Origin of the sequence: Nocardiopsis sp. NPDC057823, from assembly GCF_042797335.1 — a bacterium.
Lineage (GTDB): Bacteria > Actinomycetota > Actinomycetes > Streptosporangiales > Streptosporangiaceae > Nocardiopsis > Nocardiopsis changdeensis.
Genome location: NZ_JBHVLR010000017.1, coordinates 137,636 through 154,248 on the forward strand (window position 1 = coordinate 137,636; position 16,613 = coordinate 154,248).

Below are 16,613 nucleotides of genomic sequence, written 5' to 3' on the forward strand. Positions count from 1 at the left end.
TGTGGTGGACTCACTCCTAGTTGAGCATATAGGATCCTGTACATGCAACCAGGAAATGAGTCGGAGGGGTCCGGGGAGACGTTCGTGGAGGCCGCCCGGCGCGACCAGATCGTGCGCGCCGCCATCGCGACCATCGCGGACGAGGGGTACGCCAAGGCGTCGTTCGTGCGCATCGCCGGGCGTGCGTCGATCAGTCCCGGCCTGATCACCTACCACTTCAAGACCAAGGAGCGGCTGATCCGGCGCGTCATGCAGGACATCGCCGCCCGGCTCGACAAGGCCATGGAGGGCGGGGAGGAGCCGCTGGAGGGGTTCGAGGACGGCCTGCGCCGGATCATCACCGGCAACGTCGCCTACTGCGCGAGCAACCCCGAGGAGATGGCGGCACGGCGGGAGATCGTGTCCGCCGCCACGCTGCCCGAGGCCCTGCGCGCCGAGCTGGACGCGGAGGAGCTGGCCGGGCGGGCCGAGCTGATCGGCTTCCTCACCGAGGGGCAGCGGCACGGGGAGTTCCGGGGGTTCGACCCGGAGGTCTTCACCGACGTGCTGTTCGCCGCGCTGCGGGGCGCCCCGGCCGTCCTGCGCGAGCGGCCCGGCGTCTCCCCCGACGCCTACGGCCGCGAGCTGGCCGACCTGTTCTGCGCCGCCGCCACCGGCCGCCCGCCCGCGGCGTTCTGAGGGTCCCGCCGAACGCCGACGGGGGCCGGCCCGCGGATCGCGGACCGGCCCCCGTCGTGGCCCGGTGTATCAGACCGTGTTCTCCCGAATCTCCACTGCGCTTCGGTCCGTGCCCGGCGCCCCCTGAAGGCGGGGCCGGGGGCCCTGCGAACCCCCGGTGGGGCGGGAGGGCGTTCGGAGAACAGGCCCTAGACGGCCTGGGCTCGCAGCGCCTCGCGCTCGGCGCGCTGGCTGCGGGCCTCGTCCGGGTCCAACAGCGGAGCGGCCGCCAGCAGCTGTCGGGTGTAGTCGCTCTGCGGGTTCTCGTAGATGGAGTCGCTGTCGCCCAGCTCCACGATCTCGCCCTTGCGCATCACCGCGACCCGGTCGCTCACCTGGCGCACCACCGCCAGGTCGTGGGCCACGAAGATGTAGGTCAGACCGAAGTCGTCCTGCAGCTCCGACAGCAGCCGCAGCACCTGGTCCTGCGTGGACACGTCCAGCGCCGACACCGGCTCGTCGCAGATGATCAGCTTGGGCTTGAGGATCAGCGCCCGCGCGATCGCGATCCGCTGGCGCTGACCGCCGGAGAACGCGTGCGGGAACCGGTTGTAGTGGCTCGGCTGGAGCCCGACCCGGTCCAGCAGCTCCTGCACCTCGCGCTTGATCTTCTTGGTGTCGCGCTCGCCCTGCACCCGCAGCGCCGTCCCGATCGCGTCGCCCACCGTCACACGCGGGTTCAGCGACGAGTACGGGTTCTGGAACACCATCTGCACATCACGCCGCAACGGACGCAGCGCGCGCTCGGACATGTGCGTGATGTCCTGGCCCTCGAAGACCACCCGGCCCCGGGTGGGCTCCAGCAGGCGCATGACCATCCGCGACAGCGTGCTCTTGCCCGAGCCCGACTCGCCCACGATCCCCAGCGTCTCGCCCTTGTACAGGTCGAAGCTGACGCCGTTGACGGCCCAGAAGTCGGTGGAGCGGCCCATGGCCCCGCCGCGCACCTTGAAGCGCTGGGCGACGTCCTCGACCTTGAGCAGCGGCTCGCCGTCGGTGGAGGCGGGGGTGAACGCCTCGAACTTCGCCGGGTCGGTGACGGTCCCCTCGCGCTTCTCCTTCTCCAGGCGGTCGGCGCGGTCCTGGGCGCGGCGCTGGGCCCGGGAGACCTCCACCCGCGGCACCGCCGCCAGCAGCGCCTGCGTGTAGGGGTGCTCCGGCTCCGACAGCACCGTGCGCACGTCCCCGCGCTCCACCGCCACACCGTGGCGCATCACCACGACCTCGTCCACCGACCCCGCCACCACGGCCAGGTCGTGCGAGACCAGGATCAGGGCCATCCCCAGATCCCGGCGCAGCTCGTCCAACAGGTCCAGGATCCGCGCCTGCACCGTCACGTCCAGCGCGGTGGTCGGCTCATCGGCCAGCAGCACCTTGGGATCGCACATCAACCCCATCGCGATCACCACACGCTGGCGCATGCCACCGGAGAACTCGTGCGGATACGAATTGATCCGCTTCTCGGGCTGGGGGATCCCCACCCGGTCCAGCGCCTCGACCGCGCGCTTGAGCGCGGCGGACTTGGACGCCTTGGGGTGGTGGACCCGGTAGGCCTCGACCAGCTGGTTGCCGATGGTGTACTGCGGGTGCAGCGACTGCATCGGGTCCTGGAAGACCATCGCGATGTCGTTGCCGCGCATCGCCCGCAGCTGCCTGTCCGTGGCGGTCACCACGTTCTTCCCGGCCACCTCGATGGCGCCGGTGATCTTCGCCCGGCTGCCGCGGTGCAGGCCCATCAGGGCCAGCGAGGTCACGCTCTTGCCCGAGCCCGACTCGCCCACGATGCCGAGGGCGCCCCCGGCGGGCACCTCGAAGGACAGTCCGTTCACCGCCTGGACGTCGCCGTCCATGGTCGGGAACGTCACCCGCAGGTCGTCCACGCGGACGACGGGCTCGGTCGAGGCCATGTCACATTCCTTCACTAGAGCTGATCGGTACCGGCGCGGGGTCAGGCCGCGATGCGCACCCGCGGGTCGACCAGCGGGTACAGCAGGTCGACGATCAGGTTGCAGACGACGATGAAGACGGCGCCCAGGAGCGTCACACCGAGCACGACCGGCAGGTCCTTGCCGATGATCGCGTCGATGGCGTAGGCGCCCACGCCCTTGAGGGAGAACACCTTCTCCGTGAGGATGGCGCCGCCCAGGACCAGGCCCAGGTCGAGGCCGAAGATCGTCAGGATGGGCGTGAGCGCGGGGCGCAGGGCGTGCTTGAAGATCACCTTGCGCTCGCTCAGGCCCTTGGCCCGGGCGGTGCGGATGTAGTCCTCGCCCAGCACCTCCAGCATGCCCGCGCGGGTCTGGCGCGCGTACTGGGCGGCGTGCAGGAACGCCAGGGTGATCCAGGGCAGCAGCATCGCGGTGAACCAGGCACCGGGGTTCTCGGTCAGCGGCGTGTAGCGCGGGACCGGGAGGACCTTCCACTCGTGGACGATGAAGGCCAGGGCCAGCAGGCCGGTGAAGTAGATCGGCAGGGACACGCCCACCAGGGCGGTGCCCATCGCCAGGCGGTCGAAGAGGCTGCCCTTCTTGACCGCGGACAGGACGCCGACGGCCACGCCGCCGATGAGCCAGATCACGGCGGCGCCCAGCGCCAGGGACACGGTGATCGGCAAGCGGGCGAGCAGCTGCTCCAGCACGGGGCTGTTGGTGGTGAAGGAGTAGCCCAGGCAGGGGGCCGCGCACTCCACCGTCTCCCGGCCGAACTGGAACTGGTCGCCGAAGACCAGGGACCGGATGAAGTCGAAGAACTGCACGATGACGGGCTCGTCCAGGCCCAGCCGCTCCACCGTGGCGTCGAGCGCCTCGGGGGTCGGGGCCTTGCCCACGTACATCGCGGCCATCCCGCGCGGGGTCACGCCCGCCCACTTGGGCAGGACGTAGAAGATCCAGAAGGTCACCGCCGTGACGACGGCGAGCAGCAGCAGTCCCGCACCGAGGCGGCGAAGAATATAGTTCAGCATCGCGGTCGGCGGCGGGGGTCCACGGGGCCGTGGACCCCCGCCGCGTTCACCTGCCTTCTCGTACTAGTTCAGGCCGGTAGGGGCGTTAGCCCCGGTTCACGCCGAGGGCCATGTAGTCGTACATGGCGTAGGACGACGTGTAGTAGACGTTGGTCAGCTCGTCCGAGCGGTAGAACATCGCGCGGTCGAACACGACGGGCAGGATGGCGGCCTGCTCCATCACCAGGGTGTCGATCTGGCCGTAGATGTCGGCGCGCTCGTCCGGGTCCTCGGTGGTGAGGGCCTGGTCCCAGAGCTCGTTGACCTCGGGGTCGTCCAGCTCGGAGGTGTTGTAGTTACCGGTCTCCTGGATGGCGTCGCCGGCGGTGATCTTGTAGCCGAAGCCGTAGCCGCTGGCCCAGTCCGGGATCCAGCCCGAGACGCTCAGGCCGATGTTGTTCTCACGGACGTAGTCCTGGGAACCGGCGTACTGCGCGAAGAAGTCCTCGGCCGGGAAGGTCTTGATCTCCAGCTCGATGCCGACGCGCTTGAGCGACTCCTGGAGCGACTCGGCCGTGGCCAGGTCGTTCGGGCGGCCGTCGCGGACGGCGATGACGGTGTCGAAGCCCTCGGGCTCGCCGCACTCCTCGAGCTTCTCCTGCGCGGCCTCGAGGTCGCCCTTGTTGTCCTCGGACGGGTAGAGGTTGGCCTCGGGGTCCGAGCCGGGGATGGTCGGCGGGAGCAGGTTGGTGGCCAGGTCGCCACCGGTGTCGCCACCCCAGGCGCGGTGCAGGCTGTCACGGTCGGCCGCGTAGGCGATCGCCTGGCGGCAGGCCGTGTCGAGGACCGGGGTGTGGATGTTGACGTAACGCAGGGCACCGGACAGCGGGTTGTCCAGGTTGTCCTCGTAGGTCCCCAGGTCCTGGAGGAACTGGCTCTTCATGGCCGGGCCGACGCCCACGCCGGACAGGTCGACGTCGAGCTCGCCGTTGACCAGGCGCTGGTCGATCTCGTTCTGCTCGACACCGATCTCGACGGTGACCTCGTCCGGCAGGGCCGGGCGGATCGGGTCGGTCTCGGGGTCCCAGTGCTCGTTGCGGACCAGGTTCAGCTTCACGCCGGGCTCGTAGGCGCCGTCGAACTTGTACGGGCCGGAGGAGAGGACGTTCTCCCGGTACAGCGCGCCGCGGTCGGCCTCCTGGGGCACCGGGGCGGTCTGCGGCTGGGTCAGGATGTAGGGGAACTCCGAGAAGCTCTCCTTGAGGTGGAAGACCAGGGTGTAGTCGTCCGGGGTCTCGACGGCCGTGAAGGTGGCCATCGGGTCGTCGACGTCGTAGACGTTGAACGGCTCCTGGTCGAGGCTGGACTCGAAGTAGCGCGGGCCGTTGGGCAGCTCGCCGCCGTTGTAGTTGGAGCGGGCGATCGCGTACTTGATGTCCTGGGCGGTGATCTCGGAGCCGTCCTCGTACTTGAGGCCCTCCTGGATCTTGACCGTCCACTCGGTGAAGTCCTCGTTCGGCTCGGGCATGCCCGCGGCGAGGTCCGTGGTCAGCTCGGTGGACGCCTCGGCCGGGGCCGGGGTGAACGCCAGCAGCGTACGGGCGTAGTAGCGGGTGAAGTTCCAGCTGAAGCCGTAGTACGTGTCGCCCGGGTCCGTGGAGTCGAAGTCCGACGAGATGGCGTACCGCAGGGTACCGCCCGTCTGGTCGGACGGGTTCACGATCTGGGTCGAGCCGGCGTCGTACCCGGCGGCCGCGGCGGCGTCGCCGGACTCGCCGGTGTCACCGCCACCGCACGCGCTAAGGAAGATGGACGCCGCCGCACCGAGTGCGACGAAGCCGAGGGTGCGTTTCCTCAAGGAACTGCCTCTCTTGCGAACCTGATGTGGGGATGGGTGGGACCGTCCGGGGCTGCGTGCGCCCTTGCCGTGGTGCGGGCCGAGCGGGTGTGCCGCGCACCGGGCGCACGGGCCTAGTCGGAGGTCTTGGGGTCGAAAGCGTCTCGGAGGCCGTCACCGAACAGGTTGAACGCGAGCACGGTGATGAAGATGGCCAGGCCGGGGAAGATGATGAAGTAGGGGGCGGTGGCGTAGTAGTCGACCGCCTCGGAGAGCATCTTGCCCCAGCTGGGAGTGGGCGGGTTGATGCCGACGCCCAGGAAGCTCAGGGCCGCCTCGAACAGGATGTTCGTGGGGATGAGCAGGGTGGAGTACACCACGATCGGGGTGACGAGGTTCGGCAGGATCTCCTTGAACAGGATGTGCCGGTTGCTCGCGCCCAGGCTCCGGGCCGCCTCGACGAACTCCCGCTCGCGCAGGGAGAGTGTCTGGCCGCGCACGATACGCGCGATGTAGGGCCAGTTGAAGAACCCGATGATGAAGACGATGACGCCGACGCGCAGCCCGTTCCCCTCCAAGCCGAGGAAGCCGTTGGGGATGACGCCGACCAGCGCGATCGCGAAGAGCATCAGCGGGAAGGCCAGGAAGATGTCCATGGCGCGGCTGATGACGGTGTCGATCCAGCCGCCCTTGTAGCCGGCGATGATGCCGAGCAGGGTGCCCAGGACGACGCACAGCAGGGTGGACAGGAACGCCACCAGCAGGGAGATCTGCGCGCCGTAGACGATGCGGCTGAACAGGTCGCGGCCGGTCTTGGGCTCCAGGCCCAGCAGGTGGTCGCCGCTGATGCCGCCCCAGGTGTCGACCGCGGGGAGCGGCTGGCCGGGGGCCGGCTCCCGGTTGTTCGGGTCGGCGTAGGGCAGGCCGGTGTTGGGCTCCATCAGGTCCTGGTTGAACTGGGTGGGCGGCTGCCCGAACCACTTGACCAGGAGGGGCGCGAGGATCGCGGCCAGGATGAGCAGCACGACGATCACGCCGGACACCATCGCGACCTTGTCCTTGCGCAGGCGCTGCCAGGCGATCTGGCGCAGGGACCGGCTGTCGGCGTCACCGCGCCCACCCGGCGCCTTGACGCCCGCGGCGGCGGCCTCGGGCTGCTCCGCCGACTCTGGGGCATGCGAGGGCGCGCTCATCAGGCCACCACTCTCCACTCATACGCTTCTGGCCGAGGGGGGACAGAGCCCACACGTGAGGCCTGTGGGGGGTGACCCATGCGGGTCTCACGGGTGGGGCCGGCCGGTTCTCGACGCTGGCTGGCGTGGGCGCCGGGTCCGCGGCGCGGGAGGATGACCCGCCACCGTGGGCCCCGCCCGCGGAGGTGTCCGGATTCATACGAGAAGTTGGACACGACCACAGGGCGTTCCGCCCGGGTTGTTACACAGCGACAAACCTACTCGCCCCGTGGGTGCATATCGTCCAATCTCTGGCCATGTAGCTAAATCGTGACAAAAGCACGGAAAAGTCTCATATAACTACAAATGCCTAGATAGCTCGCATTCATCGGATGACCGCCGCGAGCTGGGGAGACACGGGTATATCGCCGGGCCAACCATACGTGCGTGATCCGCCCACGTCACCACCGGGCCGGACAAGCTATGGCAAGTGCTATGAGTCCGCCCATGTCGATACGTTTCCGTTACTGTACGGAGTCCTTCCTGTTTGCTGGGGGTCCTCCCGGCCTGGGGTTTCGGTCACCCTCTGTGATTACGGACGACCCCTGGGGCACCAGTGACCGGAGGGGCGTAAGATGCGCGGCCGCTCCCCGACACGCGACGGGGCCGCCCCGCGCGGTGCGCGGAGCGGCCCCGGACGACGGACCGGCGGTGGCGCTACTCGATGCCGTGCTTGCGGAGCAGGTCCTCGATGTCGCCGAACTCGGAGAGGTCGTCCTGCTTCTTGCCGCCCTTGGGGGCGGCGCCCCCCACCTGCCCCTTCGGGGCGGTCGGCGCTCCGGCCGCGGGGGGCGCGGCCGCCCCGCCCTCCTTGGCGGCCTTGGGCTCCTTGGGCCGGCCCTGGGTGCCCACGCCGCGGGCGCGCATGAACCCGGAGACGACGTAGAGCACCACGGCCAGCCCGGCCAGGGCCACGCCGGCCCACACCATCGGGTTGAAGATCAGGCCCATCAGGATGCCCAGGATGCTGAGCACGAACTGCCACACGGCGTTCATCAGCCCCAGCAGTCCCGCCGCCAGCGGCACCAGCGACCAGGCCACACCGCGCAGGCCCGAGGCCGGGCCCTTGGCCCGCCACACCAGGAAGCTGATGACGAGGCCCACGAGGGTGAGGCCGCCGCCCAGGATCACACCGGTCATCGTCGTCAGAGTGTCAGGCATGGCACCAGTCTCCCACTCCACACCGCCGCGCACATCGGGCCGATCCCCTAGGGCGTGTTCGGCGGATCATTCCGGGTCGCGGCCGCCGGGCCGCCTCTCGCCGCGCCGCCCGTGCTCGGACGGCCTACCCCGGGCCGACCTCGCCGGGCGGCTTGCGAGAGTTCGCCCGACGACCGCTCCCGGCACCCGGCGCAAGCGCCGGGCCGCACGAAAGCATCCACCGAACACGCCCTAGGGCGATCCCCCCATCCGGGCCCTCTGCCCGGGCCGGCGGGGCGGTGCGGGGACCCCCTGGTCACCACCGTACCCGCGGCGGGCCGGCCCCGCCGGGACGGCGCACCACGGGCGGCGGGTCAGCGGTCGGCGACCAGGGACTCCAGCCACTCCAGGTCCACGCCCACCAGGCCGTCGCGGAACACCACGCCCTCGCGCGGCGGGATCTCCACGTGGTCGGGCACCGCGACGGTGACGCACCCGGCGTCGGCCGCGGCGGTCACGCCCACCAGCGAGTCCTCGAAGGCGACGCAGCGGCGGGGGTCCACGCCCAGGCGGCGGGCCGCCCGCAGGTAGGGGTCGGGGTGGGGCTTGTTGGCCTCCACCTCGTCGCCCGCCACCGAGTCGTCGAAGCTCTCCAGGCCGATGCCGTCGATGGCGTCGGCGACCAGTTCGCGCTCGGTGGAGGTCACCAGCGACACCGGGACCCCGGCGGCCGACAGCATGCGCACCAGTTCCTTGGCCCCCGGGCGCAGCCGGGCGCCGCCCGCGAGCTTGGTGCGGAAGCGCGCGTACAGCAGGTCCGCGACGTCGCGCGGGGTGAGGTGGTCGGCGCCGGTCAGCTCGATGATGTAGCGGCCCACGGGCTCGGCGGCGTTGCCCACGTTGGCCTCGTGGTCGCGTTCGGTCCACACCCCGCCGAGTTCGGCGACCGTCTCGGCCTCCGCCTCGTTCCACAGGTGCTCGCTCTCGATGAGCGTGCCGTCCATGTCCAGGAGCACCGCCTGTAGGCGGCGCTCGGCGGTCGGGTGCGGGCTGCTGGTCTCGGTCATGCGCTCGGCGGCGGCCCCGGGCGGTGCGGGCGCGCCGCGCTCTCCCCTCGGATGCGGTGGTCTCTCGGCACGGCGGTCGGCCCTCCATGCTGGCCGGTCGGGGGTGCCCGCCCGTGAAGCCGGGCTGTCGCCGTCCTTTCCACCGTACGAACTCTCGGCCCGCCGCGGGGGGCCGAGGGCCGCGTATCCGCCGAGAGGTGCCCCACACCCGCGCGGGCCCCGTGTCCGGACACGGCCGCGGCCGGGCACGGGGCCCGGCCGCGGTGCGCTGTTCTCCAGGGGAGGTCAGACGTTGAAGTACGTCGCCTCCGGGTGGTGGACCACGATCGCGTCGGTGGCCTGCTCCGGCACCAGCTGGAACTCCTCCGACAGGTGCACGCCGACCCGCTCCGGCTCCAGCAGGCGCATGATCTTGGCCCGGTCCTCCAGGTTCGGGCAGGCGCCGTAGCCCAGCGAGAAGCGGGCGCCCCGGTACCCGAGCTTGAAGAACGCCTCCAGCTCGGCCGGGTCCTCGCCGCCGAAGCCCAGCTCGGCGCGGACCCGCGTGTGCCAGTACTCCGCCAGCGCCTCGGTGAGCTGCACCGACAGGCCGTGCAGTTCGAGGTAGTCGCGGTAGGCGTTCTTCTCGAACAGCTCGGCGGTGGCCCGGCTGATCGCCGACCCGACGGTCACCACCTGGAAGGACACCACGTCCAGCTCCCCCGACTCCTTGGGCCGGAAGTAGTCGGCCAGGCACAGGTGCCGGTCGCGGCGCTGGCGCGGGAAGGTGAACCGGGCGCGCTCGGTCCGGCCCTCCTCGTCCAGCACCACCAGGTCGTTCCCCTCGCTGTAGCAGGGGTAGTGCCCGTGCACGACCGCGGCCTCCAGGAGGCCGTCGGTCTGGATGCGGTCCAGCCACATCCGCATGCGCGGGCGGCCCTCGGTCTCCACCAGCTCCTCGTAGGAGGGGCCCTCGCCGCCGCGGGCGGCCTTGAGCCCCCACTGGCCCATGAAGGTGGCGCGCTCGTCCAGGAACGCGGCGTAGTCCGCCAGCGGGATGCCCTTGCTGATCCGGTCGCCGAAGAACGGCGGGACCGGCACCCGGTTGTCGGTGGCCACGTCGCTGCGGGCGGGCATCTCCTCGGGCTCGGTGACCTTCAGGGAGGCGCCCCGCTTGACCCGCCGCTGGCGCAGCTCGGGCAGCGCGGCCCCCTCCTCCCCGCGCTTGACCGCCATGAACGCGTCCATCAGGCGCAGGCCCTCGAAGGCGTCCTTGGCGTACCGCACCTGGCCGTCGAACACCTCGGCCAGGTCCTGCTCCACGTAGGAGCGGGTGAGCGCGGCGCCGCCCAGCAGGACGGGGAACCGCTCGGAGATGCCCCGGGAGTTCATCTCCTCCAGGTTCTCCTTCATGATCACCGTGGACTTGACCAGCAGCCCGGACATCCCGATGACGTCGGCGCGCTCGCGCTCGGCCGCCTCCAGGATCGCCGACACCGGCTGCTTGATGCCGATGTTGACGACGTCGTAGCCGTTGTTGGACAGGATGATGTCGACGAGGTTCTTGCCGATGTCGTGCACGTCGCCCTTGACCGTGGCCAGGACGATGCGGCCCTTGCCGTCGGCGTCGCTCTTCTCCATGTGGGGTTCGAGGTAGGCGACGGCGGCCTTCATGACCTCGGCGGACTTGAGCACGAACGGCAGCTGCATCCGGCCGGAGCCGAACAGCTCGCCGACGGTCTTCATGCCCGCGAGCAGGGTGTCGTTGACGATGGACAGGGCGGGGCGCTGCCGGAGCGCCTCGTCGAGGTCGGCCTCGATGCCGGTGAGCTCGCCGTCGATGATGCGCCGCTCCAGGCGCTCCCACAGCGGCAGGGCGGCCAGCTCCTCGGCCCGGGAGGCCTTCATGGACTTGGCGTCGACGCCCTCGAACATCTCCATGAACCGGGAGAGCGGGTCGTAGTCGCCCTCGCGGCGGTCGTAGACGAGGTCCAGGGCCACCTCGAGCTGGTCCTCGGGGATCTGGTTGATCGGCACGATCTTGGAGGCGTGCACGATCGCCGAGTCCAGCCCCGCCTGGACCGCCTCGTGGAGGAACACGGAGTTCAGCACGATGCGGGCGGCGGGGTTGAGGCCGAAGGACAGGTTGGACAGGCCCAGGGTGGTCTGGACGTCGGGGTAGAGGCGCTTGAGCTCGCGGATGGCCTCCAGCGTCTCGATGCCGTCGCGCCGGGTCTCCTCCTGGCCGGTGGTGATGGGGAAGGTGAGGCAGTCGATGATGATGTCGCTGGTGCGCACCCCCCATTCACCGGTGACCTGGTCGATGAGGCGGGAGGCCACCCGGACCTTCCAGTCGGCGGTGCGGGCCTGGCCCTCCTCGTCGATGCACAGGCCCACGACGGCGGCGCCGTGCTCCTTGACCAGGGTCATGATGCGGGTGAACCGGGAGTCGGGGCCGTCGCCGTCCTCGTAGTTGACGGAGTTGACGACCGCGCGCCCGCCCAGCGCCTCCAGGCCCGCCTCCAGCACCGGGGGCTCGGTGGAGTCGAGCATGATCGGCAGCGTGGAGGAGGTGGCCAGCCGGGAGGCCAGCTCGCGCATGTCGCGCACGCCGTCCCGGCCGACGTAGTCGATGTTGAGGTCGAGCAGGTGGGCGCCGTCGCGGATCTGGTCGCGGGCCATCTCCACGCAGCCGTCCCAGTCCTCGGCGAGCATCGCCTCACGGAACTTCTTGGACCCGTTGGCGTTGGTGCGCTCGCCGATGGCCAGGTAGCTGGCGTCCTGGCGGAAGGGGACGCTCTGGTAGAGGGAGGAGGCCGCGGCCTCCAGGACGGGCCGGCGGTCCTTGATGCCGCGGCCCTGCACCCGCTCGACGACCCGGCGCAGGTGCTCGGGGGTGGTGCCGCAGCAGCCGCCGACCAGGCTCAGGCCGAACTCGGAGGTGAAGGTGTCGTGGGCGTCGGCCAGCTCCTCCGGGGTGAGGGAGTAGACGGCGCCGTCGGGGCCCAGCTGGGGCAGGCCCGCGTTGGGCATGCAGGAGATCGGCAGCCGCGAGTAGTGCGACAGGTAGCGCAGGTGCTCGCTCATCTCGACCGGGCCGGTGGCGCAGTTGAGGCCGATCATGTCGATGCCCAGCGGCTCCAGGGAGGTCAGCGCGGCGCCGATCTCCGAGCCCATGAGCATGGTCCCGGTGGTCTCGATGGTGACCTGGGCGATGACCGGGACGTCCCGGCCCAGGGCCTTGCGCGCCCGGTTGGCCCCGACGACGGCCGCCTTGACCTGGAGCAGGTCCTGGCAGGTCTCGATCAGGACCGCGTCGGCGCCGCCGTCGATGAGGCCGCGGGCGCACTGCTCGTAGTGGTCGCGCAGGAGGGAGTAGGGGGCGTGGCCCAGCGTGGGCAGCTTGGTGCCCGGGCCCACGGAGCCCAGCACGTAGCGGGGCTGGTCCGCGGTGGAGTAGGAGTCGGCGGCCTCACGGGCGATGCGGGCGCCGGCCTCCGCGATCTCGTAGGTGCGGTCCTCGATGCCGTACTCGGCGAGGCCGCCGTAGTTCGCGGAGAAGGTGTTGGTCTCGACACAGTCCGACCCCACCGCCAGGAAGGCGGCGTGGGTGTCGTGGACGATGTCCGGCCGGGTGATGTTGAGGATGTCGTTGCATCCCTCGTGCCCTTGGAACTGGTCCAGGTCGAGATCGTGCGCCTGGAGCATGGTCCCCATCGCGCCGTCCGCCACGACGACTCGCTGGGAAAGTGCTTCACGGAAGGTCAGGCGAGCTTTCATAGTCCGCAACTCTAATCTCGGGGCACCCGGGGGATCCGGTGCTCGACCCCCCGTATCCCCGTGTCCGATCGGTGGCTTGTGGGGTGCCCGTGCCGGTGCAGTCCGGCTCTCCCCGTCCCGTGGTCGCGTGCCGAGCAGTGGCGGGCTCGGTCGGACCCGTGGAGCGGTGGCGGCGAGGCCGCCGGGCTGGTCGCTCACTGGACCCGTCCGTGGTGCGGTCGGGTCGATGCGGCCGGGGACAACGGTGTCCGGATCAGTCGCTGCACCGAGGCTACAACATCGACCGTTCCGGGACCTGAGACGGATGTCTTACATCGTGTCCGGGCGGCGTGTCGTACACGGTGCCGGGACGGGAGTGCGCGTGCTGTGAATAACCGTTCCCTCCGCGGGGTGCCACCCCATAGGGTGGACTGCGTTCGTGTGCAGGAAGGGGCCGCCGAATGACCAAGCTCACCCGGGAACTCGTGGACCCGGTGCTGGTGGCTGCGTTCGAGGGCTGGAACGACGCGGGCGAGGCCGCGAGCCTGGCCGTGGAGCACCTGGCCCGGGAGTGGGACGCGCAGGAGCTGTGCTCCATGGCGCCCGACGACTACTACGACTTCCAGGTGACGCGGCCGCGGCTGACGGTGGTCGACGGCCAGGTCGGCCAGGTCGAGTGGCCCACCACCCGGGTGCGGGTGGCGCGCATGCCGGGGGGGCGCGACGTGGTGCTGGTCACCGGGCCCGAGCCGAACATGCGGTGGCGCTCCTACGCCGCCGACCTGCTGTCCATCGCTCGGGGGCTGGGCGTGCGGCGCGCGGTGATGCTGGGGTCCCTGTTGGCGGACGCCCCGCACACGCGGCCGATTCCGGTCACCGGCATGGCGTCGCCGCGCGAGCTGGGCGCGGAGATGGGACTGGACGCCACCACGTACTCGGGGCCGACCGGCATCGTGGGCGTGGTGCACGAGGCGTTCTCCTCCGCCGGGACCGAGGCGGTGTCGCTGTGGGCGGCCATCCCCCACTACGTGGCCCAGCCGCCCTGCCCCAAGGCGACCCTGGCGCTGCTGGCCTGGGTCGAGGACTTCCTGGACGCCAAGGTGCCGCTGGGCTCGCTGCCCGAGGAGGCGGTGTCCTGGGAGGCGGGGGTCAACGACCTGACCGCCGAGGACGAGGACATCGCGTCCTACGTGCGGGGCCTGGAGGAGGCCAAGGACACGGCCGAGCTCCCGGAGGCCTCCGGCGACGCGATCGCCCGCGAGTTCGAGCGCTACCTGCGCCGCCGCGACGACGAGTGAGCGGCCCCGGGGAGGGGCGGACGGGGCGGCCCCGTCCGCCCCTTCTCCGTTCTCCGTACCGTTCACCGCAGGACGTACAACGTCACGATGTGGGGCGGGCCGACGATGAGGCGCGAGCAGCGGTAGTCGGTCCACTCCCCCGCCTCGACCCCCTCCCGGCCGACCCGGTCGCAGACCTGTAGGCCGTCGGGGCCGAGGACGCCGCCGTAGGAGCCTTCGTACTCCCAGACGGGTCCGGCCGCCGGGGCCGGGTCGGCCCACGCGGGGGCGCTCGGCGCGAGGAGTGCCAGCGGGAGGGTGAGCAGGAGGGCGGCTGCGCGGCGCGCGAAAGGAACAGGCACGGGTCTCCTCCGGGGTCCGGGCGCCCGGGACCGTCCCGGGGGCCTGCCCCCAGGGTCCGCCGCCGCCTTCACAGGCGGCTCGCGGGCGTTCACACGCGTCCGGTACGGGGCCGCCGTTCCCGGTTCCCTCGGTTCCGCGGTCCCCGGTCCGGGGCGCCGTGTTCCCGGGCGGACCTCGGACACCGGTGCCCGCCGGAACGTCCCGGGCCCCGGCGGGCGGGTCCTACCGGCGCAGGTGGCGCCACTCGCCGCTGGCGAGCACGGTGGCCCAGGCCCCGGCGATGCGGGCCAGGCCGCGGCGGACCTCGTCCACCACGGCCGGGGCCAGCTGCTCCTGGGAGGGCTGCAGGCGCACGGTGACGCGCAGGCCGTCGAGCACCTTCTGGCCGCGGGCCAGCGCCTCCTGGTCGGGTTCGGCGGACTGCTCCAGGACGGCGCGGATGCCCTCGCGCAGGGCGATGGCCTCGTCGAGGTCGGCCAGGGTGATGGGGATGGCCCCCTCGGCGGCCAGGCGGTGGGCGCGCAGGAAGTGCGCCAGGTCGGCCCGGTCGCCCAGGGCGGCGCCGGTCGAGACGAAGGCGGCGACGAGGTCGGCCGCGGGGCTGAGTCGAACGGGGGATTGGGGCTGCGTCTTCATGGGGGGTATCCCACCACGCTTCGGTAGCGGATTCTGCTGAACGGCGGGGCCGGTGGCCACAGGTGGTCACCGCCCGCGTTCACATCGGACCGAAACCGGACGAACACCCCCGGTGCGCCCGGGATGTCCGCGGTTTCATCCTGCTCCGAAACCGGGTTCACGACCGGCCGGTTCGCGGACCGCACGGCCGCCGCCCGTCGGGGCGCCGGCGGGGACGCCGGGCCGCGCGTCGTCCGCCCCGGCGGCCGCGAGGGCCCGCACGGCGTCGCGGTCGCCGGGCAGGCCGAGCCGTTCGAGCAGCGCCGCGAACCCGGTGGCGTGCGCGCCCGTCCAGGGCAGGGCGCTGTCGGCGAGCACGCGCAGGTACTCCCGCTGGACCCGGTCGGGCCGCGCGGGCGCCCCGGCGGGGAAGGCCGCCTCCAGCATCGGCCCCAGGTCGGCGCCGGCCCGCAGGGCCGGGGCCGCGGGCGCCAGCGCGCGGAACACCGGCAGCATCCGCTCGGCGTCCCCGGGCCCGCAGCGGCGGGCGGCCTCGCGCAGGAGGGCGGCCCGCACGCTCCCGGCGAAGTACGCGGGCCGCTGCGCGAACCACGCGTCGGGCACCTCGGGGCCGCCCGCGGCCGCCAGCAGTTCGGCGAGCGCGGCCGGGTTCCCGCGCTGCCCCGGGGCGAGCGCCGCGCAGGCGCGGATCGCCGGGTCGGAGTGGGTGAGGAACTCGGTGGTGTCCCCGCCGGTCTCGCCCATCACCAGCACGATGACCGCGCCCTCCTCCCGGGTCTCGGCCATGTCGGCCGCCCCCGACAGGTCCGGGGCCGGTCCGCCCAGGAGGGCGAGGGCCCCCGCCGCCTCCACCGCGCGGATGCGGGTGGTCCCGTCGTGGTGGGTGAGGTGGGGGCGCACCGCCGCGTACAGCTCCGGGGCGGCGTCGCGCAGCGCCACCGCGGCCTCGTGGTACATCAGGGCGTGGAGGACCTCGTCCTCCCAGATCCCGAGGGCCTCGTCCTCGTCGTCGGAGGCCAGGGCCGCGTGGACCCGGTCGCGTTCGGCGGCGTCCGGCGCCGGGGGCGCGGGCTCGCACAGGTGGCCGGCGACGCCCTCGGCGGCGTCGCGCAGGAAGCCGAGCAGGTGCGCGCGCAGGGACGCCGCGCCGACGGGCGCGTCCAGCCGGGGGTCGGCCAGGACGCCGGCGACGTACCGGGCCGCCGGAACCGTCGCCGAGTAGACGGTGCCCTGGTGGATCACCGCGGAGTAGAGGTGGTCCAGGGCCCGGGAGCGGTCCGCCGGGTCGTCGGAGAGCAGGAGGGCCAGGTGCCCGGGCACGTCGGTGCCCGGCCCGTAGGCGTGGAAGGTCCGGTTCCAGTCGGTGGCGGCGAGTACGTCGGTTCCTGTGCTCATGCCTGGATCGTGACAGCGCCCACCGACGTTTCCGGGCCCCGGTCCCGGCCGCGCGGACGGGGGGCCTGCGGGCCGGGGAACCGATCGGCCGGGGACGGCGTCCCAGGGGACGAACGGCTTCTCCCCCGTCACCCCTGCACCGGACCCCGGATCCGGAGAAGCGGACCACCCGCACCCTAGATCGTTGATGGGAAATCCCTGAACCCGCTGCGCGCATGGCGAAGGGCGTCGAGGATCAGAGTGTGACCAATGACCTTGACGCCCTTCTGA

At 71.7% G+C, this 16,613-nt stretch carries 12 protein-coding genes; 2 read left to right on the plus strand and 10 right to left on the minus strand.

Annotated elements, in window-relative coordinates:
* Positions 1 to 42 precede the first annotated feature (42 nt).
* Positions 43 to 678, plus strand: coding sequence for a TetR/AcrR family transcriptional regulator (locus ACFVNO_RS24130; protein WP_355264974.1), 636 nt, complete (start codon positions 43 to 45; stop codon positions 676 to 678).
* 188 nt (positions 679 to 866) lie between these two features.
* Here ACFVNO_RS24130 and ACFVNO_RS24135 read toward each other — a convergent pair whose 3' ends face one another.
* The 7 genes from ACFVNO_RS24135 to metH all read right to left on the minus strand — a co-directional run bounded on the left by ACFVNO_RS24135 (position 867) and on the right by metH (position 12,693).
* The gene (locus ACFVNO_RS24135) at positions 867 to 2,624 is read right to left on the minus strand and encodes an ABC transporter ATP-binding protein (RefSeq protein WP_378895891.1); all 1,758 of its coding nucleotides are present in this window, start codon (positions 2,622 to 2,624) and stop codon (positions 867 to 869) included.
* Between the two features lie 41 nt (positions 2,625 to 2,665).
* Positions 2,666 to 3,679: an ABC transporter permease gene (locus ACFVNO_RS24140; RefSeq protein WP_355270096.1), complete on the minus strand. Its 1,014-nt coding sequence runs from the start codon at positions 3,677 to 3,679 to the stop codon at positions 2,666 to 2,668.
* A gap of 85 nt (positions 3,680 to 3,764) precedes the next feature.
* A complete protein-coding gene (locus ACFVNO_RS24145; protein WP_355270095.1) occupies positions 3,765 to 5,516 on the minus strand; it encodes an ABC transporter substrate-binding protein in 1,752 nt (583 codons plus the stop codon).
* A gap of 113 nt (positions 5,517 to 5,629) precedes the next feature.
* On the minus strand, positions 5,630 to 6,688 hold the full coding sequence (locus ACFVNO_RS24150; protein WP_355270094.1) for an ABC transporter permease: 1,059 nt from the start codon (positions 6,686 to 6,688) through the stop codon (positions 5,630 to 5,632).
* Between the two features lie 696 nt (positions 6,689 to 7,384).
* Positions 7,385 to 7,888, minus strand: a complete 504-nt coding sequence (locus ACFVNO_RS24155) for a cellulose synthase (RefSeq protein ID WP_355270093.1) — start codon at positions 7,886 to 7,888, stop codon at positions 7,385 to 7,387.
* 353 nt (positions 7,889 to 8,241) lie between these two features.
* A complete protein-coding gene (locus ACFVNO_RS24160; RefSeq protein ID WP_355270092.1) occupies positions 8,242 to 8,934 on the minus strand; it encodes an HAD family phosphatase in 693 nt (230 codons plus the stop codon).
* A 285-nt stretch (positions 8,935 to 9,219) separates the two neighbouring features.
* Positions 9,220 to 12,693, minus strand: coding sequence for a methionine synthase (gene metH, locus ACFVNO_RS24165; protein ID WP_378895894.1), 3,474 nt, complete (start codon positions 12,691 to 12,693; stop codon positions 9,220 to 9,222).
* 440 nt (positions 12,694 to 13,133) lie between these two features.
* On the opposite strand from metH, the gene ACFVNO_RS24170 reads away from it, so the two are divergent.
* Complete coding sequence (locus ACFVNO_RS24170; RefSeq protein WP_220562032.1) at positions 13,134 to 13,970, plus strand: PAC2 family protein; 837 nt, start codon at positions 13,134 to 13,136, stop codon at positions 13,968 to 13,970.
* A 62-nt stretch (positions 13,971 to 14,032) separates the two neighbouring features.
* Here ACFVNO_RS24170 and ACFVNO_RS24175 read toward each other — a convergent pair whose 3' ends face one another.
* From ACFVNO_RS24175 to ACFVNO_RS24185, 3 genes are all read right to left on the minus strand, one after another.
* Entirely contained in the window at positions 14,033 to 14,311 is a 279-nt protein-coding gene (locus tag ACFVNO_RS24175) for a hypothetical protein (protein WP_355270090.1), read from the minus strand.
* Between the two features lie 223 nt (positions 14,312 to 14,534).
* The gene (locus ACFVNO_RS24180; protein WP_355270089.1) at positions 14,535 to 14,948 is read right to left on the minus strand and encodes an ABATE domain-containing protein; all 414 of its coding nucleotides are present in this window, start codon (positions 14,946 to 14,948) and stop codon (positions 14,535 to 14,537) included.
* A gap of 135 nt (positions 14,949 to 15,083) precedes the next feature.
* On the minus strand, positions 15,084 to 16,343 hold the full coding sequence (locus ACFVNO_RS24185; RefSeq protein WP_378895897.1) for a hypothetical protein: 1,260 nt from the start codon (positions 16,341 to 16,343) through the stop codon (positions 15,084 to 15,086).
* Positions 16,344 to 16,613 lie beyond the last annotated feature (270 nt).